Annotated in this window: 14 protein-coding genes; 9 read left to right on the plus strand and 5 right to left on the minus strand. The window is 55.4% G+C overall.

The genetic code is table 11. From position 1 onward, the window contains the following. Positions 1-5: 5 nt before the first annotated feature. Complete coding sequence (locus AC6I8V_RS18975; RefSeq protein WP_497843717.1) at positions 6-1,067, minus strand: PTS fructose transporter subunit IIC; 1,062 nt, start codon at positions 1,065-1,067, stop codon at positions 6-8. A 41-nt stretch (positions 1,068-1,108) separates the two neighbouring features. Next, positions 1,109-3,622, minus strand: coding sequence for a phosphoenolpyruvate--protein phosphotransferase (ptsP, locus tag AC6I8V_RS18980; protein ID WP_497843718.1), 2,514 nt, complete (start codon positions 3,620-3,622; stop codon positions 1,109-1,111). 390 nt (positions 3,623-4,012) lie between these two features. Between ptsP and AC6I8V_RS18985 the strand changes: the two genes are divergently transcribed. The 8 genes from AC6I8V_RS18985 to AC6I8V_RS19020 all read left to right on the plus strand — a co-directional run bounded on the left by AC6I8V_RS18985 (position 4,013) and on the right by AC6I8V_RS19020 (position 12,369). Continuing rightward, entirely contained in the window at positions 4,013-4,678 is a 666-nt protein-coding gene (locus AC6I8V_RS18985; protein ID WP_497843719.1) for an HAD-IA family hydrolase, read from the plus strand. A 4-nt stretch (positions 4,679-4,682) separates the two neighbouring features. Further along, the gene (tkt, locus tag AC6I8V_RS18990) at positions 4,683-6,677 is read left to right on the plus strand and encodes a transketolase (protein WP_497843720.1); all 1,995 of its coding nucleotides are present in this window, start codon (positions 4,683-4,685) and stop codon (positions 6,675-6,677) included. Then, entirely contained in the window at positions 6,674-7,423 is a 750-nt protein-coding gene (locus AC6I8V_RS18995) for a phosphatase (protein WP_497843721.1), read from the plus strand. The genes tkt and AC6I8V_RS18995 overlap by 4 nt, the downstream gene beginning before the upstream one ends. Positions 7,424-7,804: 381 nt before the next feature. Beyond that, positions 7,805-8,287 carry an Hcp family type VI secretion system effector gene (locus AC6I8V_RS19000; protein ID WP_497843722.1) on the plus strand — a complete coding sequence of 161 codons (483 nt, stop codon included), beginning with the start codon at positions 7,805-7,807 and terminating at the stop codon, positions 8,285-8,287. 47 nt (positions 8,288-8,334) lie between these two features. After that, positions 8,335-8,817, plus strand: a complete 483-nt coding sequence (locus tag AC6I8V_RS19005) for an Hcp family type VI secretion system effector (RefSeq protein ID WP_497843723.1) — start codon at positions 8,335-8,337, stop codon at positions 8,815-8,817. A gap of 129 nt (positions 8,818-8,946) precedes the next feature. Continuing rightward, on the plus strand, positions 8,947-9,687 hold the full coding sequence (locus AC6I8V_RS19010) for a hypothetical protein (protein ID WP_497843724.1): 741 nt from the start codon (positions 8,947-8,949) through the stop codon (positions 9,685-9,687). Between the two features lie 376 nt (positions 9,688-10,063). Beyond that, on the plus strand, positions 10,064-11,359 hold the full coding sequence (locus AC6I8V_RS19015; protein ID WP_497843725.1) for an MFS transporter: 1,296 nt from the start codon (positions 10,064-10,066) through the stop codon (positions 11,357-11,359). 11 nt (positions 11,360-11,370) lie between these two features. After that, on the plus strand, positions 11,371-12,369 hold the full coding sequence (locus AC6I8V_RS19020; RefSeq protein ID WP_497843726.1) for a 4-hydroxythreonine-4-phosphate dehydrogenase PdxA: 999 nt from the start codon (positions 11,371-11,373) through the stop codon (positions 12,367-12,369). Positions 12,370-12,431: 62 nt separating this feature from the next. Here the strand turns inward: AC6I8V_RS19020 and AC6I8V_RS19025 are convergent, their stop codons facing one another. Further along, a complete protein-coding gene (locus AC6I8V_RS19025) occupies positions 12,432-12,596 on the minus strand; it encodes a hypothetical protein (RefSeq protein WP_497843727.1) in 165 nt (54 codons plus the stop codon). Positions 12,597-12,607: 11 nt separating this feature from the next. Then, positions 12,608-13,792: a BaiN/RdsA family NAD(P)/FAD-dependent oxidoreductase gene (locus AC6I8V_RS19030; RefSeq protein ID WP_497843728.1), complete on the minus strand. Its 1,185-nt coding sequence runs from the start codon at positions 13,790-13,792 to the stop codon at positions 12,608-12,610. Positions 13,793-14,033: 241 nt separating this feature from the next. Between AC6I8V_RS19030 and pitA the strand changes: the two genes are divergently transcribed. Next, positions 14,034-15,533, plus strand: coding sequence for an inorganic phosphate transporter PitA (pitA, locus tag AC6I8V_RS19035; protein WP_497843729.1), 1,500 nt, complete (start codon positions 14,034-14,036; stop codon positions 15,531-15,533). A gap of 48 nt (positions 15,534-15,581) precedes the next feature. On the opposite strand, the gene uspB is transcribed toward pitA, so the two are convergent. Beyond that, a complete protein-coding gene (gene uspB, locus AC6I8V_RS19040; RefSeq protein WP_497843730.1) occupies positions 15,582-15,917 on the minus strand; it encodes a universal stress protein UspB in 336 nt (111 codons plus the stop codon). Between the last annotated feature and the right edge of the window lie 89 nt (positions 15,918-16,006).

Below are 16,006 nucleotides of genomic sequence, written 5' to 3' on the forward strand. Positions count from 1 at the left end.
CGTTTTCAGTCAAAAGAGATGTCGAGGTCATCGCTGTCATGTTTCATCGAAGCCTTCGATTTCATTACCGTTTTCAGAACTTTTACTGCGACTGCGGTGGTGAGGGCGCCAGCGATAATGGCGATCACATAACCCACCGGATTACCGATAATCGGCAGTACAATCAGCCCGCCCCAGGGCGCCGCGTTGGTTGCGCCAAACCACAGGGAGACGATTGCAGCGACCGCGCCGCCGATCATGTTGGCCGGGATAACGCGCATCGGATCTGACGCGGCGAAAGGAATGGCGCCTTCGCTGATACCGATGCAGCCCATGATGAAAGCAGGTTTACCGGCCGCACGTTCTTCGTCATTGAAAATGCCTTTGAACAGGAAGGTAGCCAGCGCCATCCCCAGCGGTGGGGTACAGACCGGCGCCGCGACGGCAGCCATCAGCTGTGGGTTGGTGGTGATCAGCGCCACCGCGAAGAAGAAGGCGGTTTTGTTCATCGGGCCGCCCATATCAAAGGTGATCATGCAGCCCAGAATGGTGCCGAGCACGAGGAAGGATGCGCCCTGCATACCGGCCAGCCAGACGCTCAGCTCTTTCATCACCCATGCCACCGGATCGCCGATCACGTAGTAAATCGCCATCCCGGTAATAAAGGTGCCGACCAGCGGGATAATAAAGATGGGGAGAATCAGGCGCAGAAAATCGGGGATTTTCAGCTTAGCAATCAGTTGCAGCAGAGCATACACCACCAGACCGGCGATAATCCCGGCCAGCATCCCGCCGAGGAAACCCGCGCCCATCTGATTGGCGAGCAGACCACCGATGGCGCCCGGCGCGATACCGGGTTTTTCCACCATGGAATAGGCGATAAAACCGGCGAGGATCGGGATAAACAGCGTTAATCCGGCGATGCCGATCTGCGACATCGCTTTAAGAATACCGTGGTCTGGCAGCGCGGCTTTGCCGCTGAACATCACGGCGAGGGCCAGTAATACACCGCCCGCCACGACAAAAGGAATCATATAAGACACGCCCGTCATAAAGTGTCTTTTGGTATTTTTTAATAGTTTAAACATACGAACCTCAGCTTAAATGGAGGTGGCTGATATATTTATATTCAGACTTCTAGTGTTCTGACTATAAGGTTGTAGAGTGCATCGGAGGTGAATGCTTTCTTTATTTCATTTCTGAATTCCTCATTCATGAGTTTTCTGGCCAGCGTGGAGAAATACTTCATATGTTGGTTATCACCGGCTGATTTACTGATGGTTAACATAAATACCGTATCCACCTGTTGTTCGCCCCAGATGACCGGCGCAGCTAATTTCGCCACGCTGATGGTGGAGTAATTAATATGCTCGGATCGGGTATGGGGAATGGCGAAACCAAAACCAACCGCCGTGGGAAAGGAGTCTTCCCGCGCCCACAGGTCATCACATAATTTCTCACGACTATCGGTACGCTGCTGCAACCAGAGATTATCGGCGAGTTGTTTAATCACTTCGTTGCGATCGCTGGCCGCCAGATCGCACAACATAAATTCGCGACCTAAGATGGGTTTTGTGGCTATTTCTTTTACATCAGGATATTCAAGCTGCGCTTTTACCTGCGCCGGAGATTTAGCCGCCAGAATGGTATTCACCAGCCTCTGACATTTCGTGCGATCTAATTCCCGCAGGGCGTGTTTTACCAGCGGAACCGCGGCGTTACTCATACTTAATTCATCAAATCCCATGCCGACAAATAGCGGCAGGAAGTCTTTGCTGGCACCCAGCTCGCCGCAGATGCCAATCCATTTTCCGCTGCGATGGACTTCGTCAGCGGCGAATTTCATCGCGCGTAAAAAGGCCGGGGAATAATTGTCGTAGACGCTTTCCACCTGCGGATTACCACGGTCGGCGGCGAAGAAATATTGCGTCAGGTCGTTGCTGCCGACGCTGAAGAAATCGGCGTGTTCGGCAATTTCCGCCACGGCGAACAGCACCGACGGCACCTCCAGCATCACGCCCATCTCGATCCCGTGCCGGTACGGCTGCTGCTGCGCAGTCATCTCCTGCTGCACCTGCTGCACGATCTCCCGGCACCAGATCACCTCGTCAACACTGGCGATCATCGGAATCATAATGCGCGCGTCGCCCGCGGCAGAGGCGGTGAGAATGGCGCGCAGCTGCATTTTGAACAGCTCGAGATAGCGCGGATAGGTCCGCACGGCACGGTAGCCAAGGAACGGATTTTCCTCTTCGCCAATGCTGAGGTACTCCACCGGTTTATCACCGCCGATATCAAAGGTGCGGAAAATCACCGGCTTGCCGTCAGCGAGTCTGACAACCTCGGTATAAAGCGTGGCAAGCTCCGCCAGCGTTGGCGGCGTGGCGCGATCCATAAACGACATTTCGGTGCGAAACAGCCCCACCCCTTCTGCGCCGTTACGAAACGCCGCTTCGGCCTCCGCCAGGCTGGCGATATTTGCCGCGATGGCGATGGTCTGCCCGTCTGCCGTGGCCGCCGCGAGGCTGACATCGGCCAGCATCGTCTGCTGCATGGTCTGGCGCAGCTGGATTTCATTGCGGTAATAACGCAACGTGCTGGCATTCGGAGCGGGGATGATGATGCCGAGATCGCCGTCAATCACCATCTCCTCGCCGGATGGCAGCGCCAGCGCGGAAAAATCAATGTCGGTCAGCGTCGGAATGCCAAGCGAACGGGCAAGGATGGCGGTGTGCGAGGTTTTACCGGTCGCGCTCAGCACCAGACCGGCTAAATAATCCTTGTTGATGCCGAGAAATTTACTCGGCGTCAGGCTGCTGGCGAAGACAATCGCCGGTTCACGCAATTCCAGCGTGCTGCGCGGCAACACATCTTCGCCGTAAATATGGGTCAGCAGTTGAACGGTAATATCGAGCACATCGAGGGTGCGCTCTTTAATATATTTGCTGGAGGACTGGTTGAGGATGTCACAGAAATCCATCGCCGCCTGCACAATCGCGGTCCACGCGGTTTTATGCGCGCCAATGTATTCGGCGATATTTTCCTGGAAAGCGATATCGGTGATGATCGACAGATGCGCCTGGGTAATATCGTGCTCGACACCGGTGGTCAGTGCCAGTGCGCCTTCTTTTTCCCGTTTCAGGCTTTCCAGCCCATCAAGCAGTTGCGCTTTTTCCTGCGCCGCCGTGGTGACGCTGGCTGGACCGCGCGTCAATAGCTCGTCAAAACTCAGGCTTTGCACCACCACCGGACGGGCAATGGCGACCCCGCCGCTGATGCGTGTACCCGCCAGGCACTGCGGGCGGGTTTCGCGCAGGGAACGCGGCAAATAGCCCGTTGCCGTTGCGCTTGCTTCGGCCTGGATCGGCGTTTCAAAGCTGGGTAATTTGGCCAGTAAATCCGTTAGTTGCAATGAAGCGTCAAATTCATCATCACCGCTCAGCGTGATATGACATTCATCGTTCCACAGCGTATCGGTGGCGACAATCGACAACGCGCTTTTGGCATTGCCCTGTAAACCGGTCCTGGTGTTCTTCCACGTCACTTCCGACTGAAAAGTATTGCACAAGCGTTCAATATGCCCGGCGGGCCGTGCATGAATGCCTTCCTTCAGCTCACATTGATAAGTTATCAGTTCAGACATAGCCACTCCCGAAAGCCGAATCGTCTTTCTCATCCTATCCGGTGAGTCTGCTGAACAGCTCACCTTGCATGGTTAAATCCTTGCTGTTTCGGCGGGGAGTTAATATAGAAAAATTGTTACTTATGCTCGATAAAAAGAACCTGCCTTTATTTTTGTGACTTCTGTCATATTTTAACTTTCGGACAAAACAATATATATCTCATTGTTTTTTATCAATTAAATAAAGATATCTTTCACATTTCGCTAATGAGATCGAAATCACAATATTTATAATTAAAAAAACAACATCACAAAATAACTATATAAGCGACTTTATTACCATTTATCGCTATGCCCTGCCTGGGCTTAAAATGGCGCATTCTCTTTTCGCCATCACCCAGGGAACAAAATATGCAATGCCAGGGGTTATTATTCGACTTAGATGGGACATTGGTTAATTCGCTGAATTTCGTTGAAAAGTCATGGAAAAGATGGTCAGAAAGCCAGGGACTGGATAGCGAAGCCGTGCGGCGTTTTTTACATGGCAAACCGGCGATGGCGACGCTGCGTCACTTTCTGCCCGGCGCAACTGCGGAGGCGATTGTGCATGAATTTACCATGCTGGAAGAGTATGAAGCGCGCAACGTGGCGGATATTACGCCGGTTGCCGGTGCGGTGGCGCTGCTGCGTCAGCTGACGCGTCTGGCTGTTCCCTGGGGCATCGTCACATCCGGGTCGCTGAAGGTGGCGACCGCGCGTATCCGCCAGGCCGGTTTCCCCTCGCCGCCGATGCTGATCACCAGCGAAGATATTCAGCATGGCAAACCTCACCCGCAACCGTTTCTGCTCGGCGCGCAGCGGCTGTCCATCCCGCCCCAGGCGTGCATTGCCTTTGAAGATTCCCGCGCCGGGCTGGCGTCCGCTCAGGCTGCGGGTTGTTCGGTGGTGGAGATACTGACCAGCAAGTCAGAACCCCATCAGACCGCAGTTATGGCGACACTGACCGATTATCAACCGCTTTCCATCCGCGCCCTGGGCGGGGGTGATTTCCTTTTGCAGTTTTCACTGACGGAGTAACAACATGTTATCCAGAAAAACGCTGGCGAATGCCATTCGGTTCCTGAGTATTGATGCGGTGCAGCAGGCAAAATCCGGGCATCCAGGCGCGCCGATGGGGATGGCGGATATCGCGGAAGTGTTGTGGCGTGACAATCTGAACCACAATCCAGCCAATCCTGGCTGGGCGAACCGCGACCGTTTTGTTCTCTCCAACGGGCATGGTTCGATGCTGCTTTACAGCCTGCTGCACCTCTCCGGCTACGATTTACCGATGGCGGAATTACAGCGTTTTCGCCAGTTACATGCAAAAACCCCCGGCCATCCGGAAGTGGGTTATACGCCCGGCGTAGAGACCACCACCGGCCCGCTTGGGCAAGGCATTGCCAATGCCGTGGGGATGGCGATCGCGGAAAAAACCCTGGCGGCGCAGTTCAATCGCCCCGGCCACCCGATTGTCGATCATCATACTTACGTGTTTATGGGCGATGGCTGCATGATGGAGGGTATTTCGCATGAAGTTTGCTCTCTGGCAGGCACCCTAAAGCTCGGCAAGCTGATTGCGTTCTACGACGATAACGGTATTTCCATCGACGGTAACGTGGAAGGCTGGTTTACCGACGATACGGCTAAACGCTTTGAGGCCTATGGCTGGCAGGTGGTACGTAATGTTGATGGTCACGATGCCCACGCCATCCAGCAAGCCATTGATATGGCGCGTGCGGCCGGCGATCGCCCCTCGCTGCTGATGTGCAAAACGGTGATAGGTTTCGGTTCGCCCAACAAAGCGGGCAGCCACGACGTGCATGGCGCGCCGCTCGGCGAGGCAGAAGTGACGGCAACCCGCGAGGCGCTGGCGTGGCCTCATCCCCCCTTTGTGATCCCAGCCGGGATTTACGCCGCCTGGGATGCGCGTGAGGCCGGTCAGACAAAAGAGGCGGCATGGCAGGAAACCTTTGCCGCCTACGCCCGGCAGTTCCCGCAGGACGCCTGCGAATTTACCCGTCGTATGCAGGGCGAACTGCCGGACGATTTCACCGCCCAGGCGCAGGCGTTCGTTGAGCAATTGCAGGCCAATCCGGCCAATATCGCCAGCCGCAAGGCATCGCAGAATACCCTCGAAGCCTTCGGTCACTGGCTACCGGAATTTCTCGGCGGATCGGCAGATCTTGCGCCGAGTAACCTGACGTTATGGTCCGGTTCGCAGGCGATTAACGACGATGCGGCGGGCAACTACATCCACTATGGCGTGCGTGAATTTGGTATGACCGCCATCGCCAATGGCATTGCACTGCATGGCGGCTTCCTGCCCTACACCTCCACCTTCCTGATGTTTGTCGAGTATGCCCGCAACGCGGTGCGGATGGCGGCGCTGATGAAGCAACGTCAGGTGATGATTTATACCCATGATTCGATTGGCCTTGGCGAAGATGGTCCGACGCACCAGCCGGTGGAGCAGCTGGCGTCACTGCGCGTTACGCCGAATCTCAGTACCTGGCGGCCGTGCGATCAGGTGGAGTCTGCGGTGGCGTGGAAATATGGCGTGGAGCGCCACGACGGCCCGACGGCGCTGATTTTCTCGCGGCAAAATCTCGCCCAGCAGCCGCGTAACGCGCAGCAGGTGCAGGATATTGCGCGCGGCGGCTACGTTCTGCATAACTGCGCCGGGACACCACAGATCATCCTTATCGCCACCGGTTCTGAAGTGGCGCTGGCGGTCGCGGCCTGGCAACAGCTGTCGGCCGAGGGGGTGCAGGCGCGCGTGGTGTCGATGCCTTCCACCGACGTATTCGACCAACAGGACGCGGCATACCGTGAAGCGGTGTTGCCAAAAGCGGTGAAAGCCCGCCTGGCGATTGAAGCCGGGATCGTTGATTACTGGTTCAAATACGTCGGGCTGGATGGCGCGGTACTGGGGATGACCACCTTCGGCGAATCGGCCCCCGCGGAGCAGTTGTACGACACCTTCGGGATCACCACGGAAAACCTTCTGCGTCAGGCGCGGGGGCTGCTGCAATGACGAAAAAACCGTTTTATCCGGTTGATTTACATATGCATACCGTCGCCAGCACCCACGCCTACAGTACGGTGCACGACTACCTCGCCGCAGCGGTAAACCAGGGATTGAAGCTGATCGCCATTACCGATCACGGCCCGGAGATGGTTGATGCGCCGCACGCGTTTCATTTCTCCAATCTGCGTATTTTGCCGCGCCTGGTCTCAGGCGTCGGCATCCTGCGCGGTATCGAGGCCAATATCAAAGCCAATGGCGATACCGATTGCAGCGACAAAATGCGCGCCGCGCTGGATTTGATCATCGCCGGATTCCATAAACAGGTGTTCGCACCTGCCGCGAAAAGCGCCAACACCGATGCGATGATCGCCGCTATGGCGAGTGGCAAGGTGCATATCATCAGCCATCCCGGCAACCCGGAATATCCGGTCGATATCCCGGCGATCGCCGCCGCCGCTGCGCGCTATAACGTCGCTCTTGAGGTGAATAACGCCTCGTTCGTCCATTCCCGTCACGGCAGCGGACCAAACTGTCGGGCGATTGTTGCTGCGGTGCGTGAACATGGCGGCTGGATTTCTCTCGGCAGCGATTCCCATAGCGCGTTTACCCTCGGTGATTTCACGCAGTGCCAGAAAATACTCGATGACGTGGCATTTCCTGACGAGCGTGTACTGAATGTCTCGCCGCGCCGCGTACTGGATTTTCTTGCTGCGCGTGGAATGCCGCCGATTGAGGCGTTCGCTGATCTCTGACTCAGGTCCGCCTCCCCGGCGGACTTTCTCGCATCTCCGTCGCTCCTTCCCGCCAGGCTGCATTCACACCGCCGACAGTTTCGGAATCATCTCAATCAAAGCGTTAAGACTGTTAATTTATTGACATGAAGTCGTGATAAATTTTACTAATGTGTCAGGGTGTTTTATCACCAAACCGAAGCGCTATTTAGTACCAGTCAACGGAGAAGCAAGTGACGTCATTGGAAGGAAATAATGCGTAACCTGATTCAGAAGTGACACTTTTATGACAGAAATCCCTTTAAATTCATTGGCGCGACAATTCGCTGCGTCATTGTTGCGTAACAGACCGGGATAAAAATTCCACTCATCTCTCACGAAAAAACAATTGGGAATCAGGTAATGGCTATTGATATTTATTTGAAAGTTGATGGAACGACGGGTGAATCAAAGGACAGCAATCACACCGGATGGACCGATGTGCTCTCCTTTAACTGGGGCGCCTCGCAGCCCGGAAATATGTCAGTCGGCGGCGGCGGCGGTGCCGGGAAAGTCGCTTACCGTGATCTGAGCGTCAAGGCGCTGATTGATAAATCGACCCCCGCGATTCTGAAATATTGCTCCAGCGGCAAGCATGTCGACAAAGTGGAGCTGTCAATTTGTAAGGCGGGCGGCAGCCAGGTGGAATATTCAACGATCACCCTGGAGGATGTGCTGGTCACGCAAACGGATTTTAACGGCGTCGGCCAGAGCGACACCATCGTGGTGGATTACGCCTTCCAGGCCTCCAAAGTCTCCATGAGTTACTGGGAACAGAGCGAAAGCGGTACCAAAGGCGCGGAAAGCAAATCGGCCTGGGATATTAAACAAAATAAAGAAAGCTAAGCAGGCTCTGCGACCGGATAACCGAATAAGGCGATGGTGAAACAGCGATGGCGATAGATATTTTTTTAAAGATTGATGGCATCAATGGTGAGTCGGAAAATGCGAATCACAAAAACTGGATTGATGTCTATTCATTTAACTGGGGAGCCAGGCAGCCCGGCAATATGGCCGTGGGCGGCGGCGGCGGCGCCGGAAAAGTGAATTACCGCGATCTGACCGTGCAGGCGCTGATTGATAAGGCAACGCCGGCCATATTGAAATATTGCTCCAACGGCAAACACCTCGCCAAAGTGCAGCTGTCAGTCTGCAAAGCGGGTGGCCAGGAAGTGGAATATACCCTGATTACGCTGGAAGAGGTGCTGGTAACGCAAACCGAATATATCGGCGTGGCGCACGGCTCCACCCTCGGGATGGAATACTCTTTCCAGGCCAGCAAAGTGGCGATGGAATATTGGGAGCAGACGTCGCAGGGGAATAAAGGCGCCTCGACCCAGATGGGATGGGATATTAAGCAGAACAAAGAAAGTTAATCACGTTACGGAACGCAACGAGATGACGGGGGCGTTATGGCATTTCCTAAATCACATGAAGTCTTAGCACTGACATTACAACCCGAATTAAATAACCGCGTGTCAGCCAATTTTTTGACCCACGATATTATGAACGAGACGCTGATTTTTGTCAGAACCCTTTCGCCGGACGAGGTATATCGCCTGGCGAAAACGGAGACCAGCGTTATCGCGTATTCACTCGGCGATTACAAAGATCAGACCAACCGTCGACTGCGCTCCACCGATATCGAAACCGGACAACGGCCGGCGGGAAGAATTACCCATATGGATAACCGGGTCGTCGGCAATCGCTTACGCGTTCAGGATGTGGATAATTACACCAAAAGCGGGCTGGGTGCCGGTGCCATCGTGCTTACCGCCGGATTATGGGCCGGGCTGGGTTCCAGCCTCGGCAGTATCCTGGGCAGGAATGCGGTACCCTTAGGGGTCACTGCGATCACCGGTATGAGTTCACATTATCTCAGCAAGAAAACGCTATTCGTAAATCAGGTGGCGTCACATATCAAAACCCTGGCCGATTTATTCAATACCACGCACAACGCGTTTGGCGAATTCAGAAATGAAGTTTACGTCAAACGCGCGCAATATAAGCCGGATGAAGATAATCCGCTGCGTTTTGAACAAAATGTGACGGGCAAGAATGCTATTCCCGGCAACCATGCTGATGATATTCAGCAAATCCTGGGACGCTTTCTGGCTTATCCTTATCAGCGCGTGGATATTATCGGACAACCCGGCATGTTTATGAAAGTCTACTTTGAAGGCGTGGACCCGCTGGATATTTCGCGCATCCAGTATGATTATCTGATCAATTTAAAGTTGCCCTGATACGCCGAAAAAGCATCAACCCTTGCGTTGATGCTTAACCGGCTGCCTCATTCAGACATCCCCCGCTCAATTTCCCCTGCCCCCTCATAGCCGTTCATTTGTTATTCATTTAATCAATATCTGAACATATGTTCTTTTTCTCGCTATCCCCATGAGATATCGCTCACATTCTTCAGGATCGTTAACTTATCCGCCCACCAGTTGTGATCATCATCACAACCATCAAGGCAAAATTCAGCGATAAATACTAACAAATGCTCAACACATGTTCTTTTGTAACGATGCCGGTGACCGGAAATCGCTGCCGTCCTGGCGTAAGCCGTTGCTGGCAAGAGGCTGAATAGCGCCTCCCCATTCTCCTTCTCGAGGGAAACCCATGAAATCTAAAACCAGTACCCGGGTGCTGGCGCTGTTCTGCGCCCTGTCGTTTTTAATGTACGTTGACCGCGTTAACCTCTCTACCGCGGCTGGCCTGATCAAAACCGATCTTGGACTGAGTAATACCGATCTGGGTCTGATCTTCTCTGCCTTTGCCTATACCTACCTGGTGTTTCAGATTATCGGCGGCTGGTTTACCGACCGCTTTGGCGCACGCCTCACCATCATCCTGTGCGGCAGCATCTGGGTGGTTGCGACCATCTGCACCGGGTTCGCCGGTGGCTTTGTTTCGCTGTTTCTGTCGCGGCTGCTGCTGGGTGTGGGGGAAGGCGCCGCGCTGCCGTCGCAGGCGCGAGCCATTACCTTCTGGTTCCGCCGGGAAAAGCGCGGTTTTGTGCAGGGCATTACCCACTCCTTCTCCCGCCTCGGTAACGCCGTCGCCCCTTCGCTGGTTGCGGTGCTGGTAATGATGCACTCCTGGCGCTTCTCCTTTATCGCGCTGGGGGTGCTCACCGCGGTCTGGCTGGTGATGTGGGTCCGCGGTTTCCGCGATAACCCGCACGAGATTGCCACCCTGTCTGATGAGGAACGCGAGGCATTGCCGGAGCTGGGTGCCAGTATCGATGCCAAAGTACGCCAGCCCACGCCGTGGAAAGCGCTGCTGAAACGCATTGGGCCAACCATGGGCGTTTACTTCTGCTACGGCTGGACCGGCTGGCTGTTCTTCACCTGGCTGCCGACCTTCTTTATGAATGGCCGCGGCATGGATCTGAAATCGTCGGCGCTCTTTACCTCGGCGGTCTTCCTTTCCGGCGTGGTGGGCAACACCGTGGGCGGCATCGTCAGCGATAAAATCCTCAAAAGCAGCGGCAACGTGGTGGCCGCGCGCCGCAACGTGATCATCTTCAGCTTTCTCAGTGCGCTGCTGCTGCTGATTCCGGTGATCAATTCCACCGATATGACCACCATCACCATCTGCCTCGGCCTGGCGTTTTTCTGTCTGGAGCTGACCATCGGGCCGATCTGGGCAGTGCCGATGGACATTACGCCGAAATATGTCGGCGTGGCGAGTGGTCTGGTGAACGCCGGATCGGCGGTGGCGGGCATCATTTCGCCGATTCTGTTCGGCATCATTATCGATAAAACCGGCAACTGGAGCCTGCCCTTCTATGGTTCCGTGGGGCTGCTGCTGGTCGGCATTGTTCTGACCTTCTTTATGCGCCCCGATATCCCCCTGTCTGACGACCAGGCCCCGCGCGCGGACGCACCGTCAGGCAAAACCGCTTATCACTAAGGAAAACGATTATGACCAAAGCAACCATCTCTTTAGTCCTGGGCGATCCGGCTGGCATCGGTCCTGAGCTGGTCGCCAAAGTGCTCTCTCAGCCTGCTTATCGCGCACTGGCGAATATCATCATCATTGCCGATCGCGCCGAACTGGAGAAAGGGATCGCCATCGCTGGCGTCACCTTCCCCTATCGCGAGATCAGCAGCACCGACAATCTGACGTTCCGCGACGGCAAACCGGTGCTACTCAACCACGACTGGAGCCAGCGCACGCCGTTTGAGTACGGCCATGCCACGGAGCAGAGCGGCGTTTATATCCTCGAAACGCTGAAAAAAGCAGTGGAGCTGACGCAGCAGGGCATCACATCGGGAATCTGTTTTGCTCCGCTGAACAAGCAGGCGATGCATATGGGCGGGTTACAGCATCGCGACGAGCTGCACTGGTTTGCCGAGCTGCTGAATTTTAACGAGTTCTGCTGCGAAGTGAACGTGGTGGATGATCTGTGGGCAGGGCGCGCCACTTCGCATATCCCGTTCCGCGATATCGTCAGCAACCTGACCATCGACGGCATAGCCGCCACCATCACCCTGATGGACCGCACCCTGCGCCAGGCGGGGATCGCCCAACCGAAAATCGCCGTGCAGGCGCTGAATCCGCACGGTGGCGAGAATGGCCTGTTTGGCGATGAAGAACAGACAATTATCAAGCCTGCCATGGAGAAAGTGCGCGCGCAGGGAATTGATGTTTATGGCCCTTATCCCGGTGATACCACCTATAAGGCGATGGAAACGCTACAGCTGAACGCGGTGGTCTCGATGTACCACGACCAGTTCGCCACCGCGCTGAAGATGCTCGGCTTTGAGCGCGGCATTACGGTGCAGGGCGGCCTGCCCATTCCGATCGCCACCGCTAACCACGGCACGGCGTACAACCTTTATGGTCAGGGTTGCGCGACGCCGTCTGCGTTTGAGAACGCCTTCAAATTGCTGGTGCGGATGGCGGAAGGCGCGAAATAACCTTTCCGGGAGCGGCTGCGGTCGCTCCCAATCGGGCAGCTATTGCGCTTTCCGGTTGATTCTCAGGGACGATGAATTTCTGTCTTTGGATGCAGCGATTCTAAGGCGGCTGCCACTGCGGGGATCTGGCGGAAAACCAGATACCATACTGACCAAAAACCCACTTCAGCCTGGTCCATGACTTCATCAATGGTCAGTTGACCGGCAAGGCAATTGCGTTTTGCCACCTCAGCGCCGGTTACAACGCCTGCGCACACGCCCAGGCCGAACTCCAGGCCCACTGGAAGTTATAACCGCCGAGCCAGCCGGTAACATCTACCACTTCGCCGATAAAATACAAACCAGGCACATCACGCGCTTCCATGGTTTTTGACGACAGCTGCGTGGTGTCCACGCCCCCCAGGGTGACTTCAGCCGTGCGATAACCTTCCGTGCCGTTCGGCTGCACGCGCCACTGATGCAGCGTCTGCACCAGTTCGCTCTGCTGCTTGCTGTTGAGCTGCTTCAGCGTCACGTCCGGGATCTGATTTAGCGCCTGCAACACTTCCACCAGCCGTTTCGGCAGAATCTTCGCCAGGCTGTTTTTCAGGCTGAGGTTCGGATGCGCGTCGCGTTGCACATTGATGATGTCATCCAGCGGCGTGGCGGGAGATAAATCGACGGTGACGAACTCGCCCGGCTGCCAGTAGCTGGAAATCTGCAACACCGCCGGGCCGGACAGCCCGCGATGAGTGAACAGCATCGCTTCTTTAAACAGCGTGCCGTCCTGGGCGGTGATGGTGGTCGGTAAAGCGACGCCAGACAGCGTATTCAGCTGCTCCAGCAATGGCTTATGCAGGGTAAAGGGCACCAGCGCCGCACGCGTCGGGAACACCTTCAGACCAAACTGCTCCGCCACTTTGTAGCCGAACGGCGAAGCGCCCAGCCCCGGCATCGACAGACCGCCGCAGGCAATCACCAGCTTTTCAGCCTGCACGGTCGCGCCGTTCAGTTGCAGGGTGTAGCCCTGCTCGTCACGCTGTACGCTCAGCACTTCGCTACGCAACCGCAGCGTGACCTGCCCGGCCTCACACTCGGCCAGCAGCATATCGACAATCTGCTGCGCGGAGTCGTCACAGAACAGCTGGCCGAGCGTTTTCTCGTGATAAGCAATGCCGTGGCGATTCACCAGGTCGATAAAATCCCACTGGGTATAACGCGCCAGCGCCGATTTGCAGAAGTGCGGATTGTGCGAAAGGTAGGCAGCGGGTTCGGTGTACATATTGGTGAAGTTGCAGCGACCACCGCCCGACATCAGGATCTTGCGGCCCGCTTTTTTGCCGTTATCCAGCAGCAGCACGCGACGCCCACGCTGTCCGGCCTGCGCGGCGCAAAACATGCCAGCGGCACCGGCACCAATAACGATAACGTCGAACTTTTCCACTGCTTTAACCCGTTTCACCCGAAAGGCGCTGATTGTAGTGATCTGTACACTTTGATGCCAGCGTCAAAAAAATGCCGTAAATATGTCATATTGTAACTGACTCATATTTAGGCCTTTTTCCCTTGTTTTACCGTGCAGGTTACAACTTTAAGACAAAAAAAGACTATATTTCCCTTTCCCATACAGCATGTTGTCGCGGATAATGCGCCGCGTTCATGTCCTCCTAAATGGCGTAACGTTTATGCTACATCTGTTTGCTGGTCTTGACCTGAGTACCGGCCTGTTATTGGTTCTTGCCCTGCTGTTCGTATTGTTTTATGAAGCAATCAACGGTTTCCACGACACAGCCAACGCGGTCGCGACAGTTATCTACACCCGTGCGATGCGGGCGCAGCTGGCGGTTGTGATGGCAGGTGTTTTCAACTTTTTTGGTGTTTTGCTGGGTGGTTTGAGCGTGGCCTACGCCATCGTTCATATGCTGCCAACCGACCTGCTGCTGAATGTCGGTTCAGCTCACGGCCTCGCCATGGTGTTTTCCATGCTGCTGGCTGCGATCATCTGGAACCTCGGCACCTGGTATCTTGGTCTGCCGGCCTCCAGCTCCCATACCCTGATTGGTGCCATTATCGGTATCGGTCTCACCAATGCCATGATGACCGGAACCTCGGTGGTTGACGCGCTCAACCTGCCTAAAGTTCTCAATATCTTCCTTTCACTGATTCTGTCGCCGATTGTCGGTATGGTGATTGCGGGTAGCCTGATTTTCCTGCTGCGTCGTTACTGGAGCGGTACCACCAAACGCTCACGCATTCATATGACACCGGCCGATCGCGAGAAAATCGACGGCAAGAAAAAGCCGCCCTTCTGGACACGGATTGCCCTGATTGTCTCCGCCATTGGCGTGAGCTATTCACACGGTGCGAACGATGGTCAGAAAGGCATTGGCCTGATCATGCTGGTATTGATCGGCGTCGCTCCGGCTGGCTTTGTCGTCAATATGAATGCTTCCGGTTATGACATCACCCGCACGCGTGACGCGGTGAATCATCTGGAGCAGTACTACCAGCAGCACAGCGCAACGCTGACGCACATCGTGCAGATGGCGCCGCCTGCGGTGCCTGCGCCGGAAGAAACCACCAACGGCCCGCATGAGTTCCATTGCGACAGCGCCCGTGCGCTGCCCGCGATTCAGCGTGCGCAGGGTCTGCTCAACAACCTGCAAAGCTACGATCAGTTGACGGTTGACCAGCGCAGCCAGATGCGTCGCCTGCTGCTGTGTATCTCCGATACCGCTGATAAAGCCGCTAAGCTGCCGGAAACCAGCGCCGACGATCAGCGCTTCCTGAATAAGCTGAAAGGCGATCTGCTGGGTACCATTGAGTACGCGCCCGTGTGGATCATCATGGCCGTCGCGTTAGCGTTGGGCGTGGGTACCATGATTGGCTGGCGTCGTGTGGCGACCACCATCGGTGAGAAGATCGGTAAAAAAGGCATGACCTACGCACAGGGCATGTCGGCGCAGGTGACTGCGGCGGTTTCAATTGGTATCGCCAGCTACACCGGTATGCCGGTTTCCACGACGCACATCCTGTCGTCGTCGGTCGCCGGAACCATGCTGGTGGATGGCGGCGGCCTGCAAAGCCGTACCATCAAGAATATCGCTATGGCGTGGGTGTTCACCCTGCCGGTGTGTATTGTGCTGTCAGGTGCGCTGTACTGGATTTCACTCAAGCTGATTTAATCCCGCAGCAACTGACACACCAAAGGGCGACAGCAATGTCGCCCTTTTTTATTGCCAGATAGCCATCGCAATCAGACTGATAATGACCAGCCCACACAATCCGCTGGTCAGGACAAATTGTCCGCGCACCCGTTCGCAGCGACGAATAAACTCGTCGTCGTGATGATCGCGATAACGCCGATCCCAGATATAGCGCACCAGACGCACCTGTTTGCTGGGCTGGCCATGAGAGGTGAAAAAACCTGCACCATCAACATATTGATACAGCAACGGGTCGCAACCGCGCAGCACCGCCAGCAATGAGCGCAGAGAAGAGAAGTAGCGCGCCATATTCACCAGACAAACCACACACAGAGCCCAAAAAAGCGCGATAGTGCTGATCATGTTCCCCTCCCGGCTGGAGCCACGGAGACGCGCACAGCGGGGTAACGCTGAAAACGCCCCACGAGAAAGCCATCCACTGAATGATTCGA

Source organism: Pantoea sp. X-Soil-TKNS-1207 (assembly GCF_059730485.1).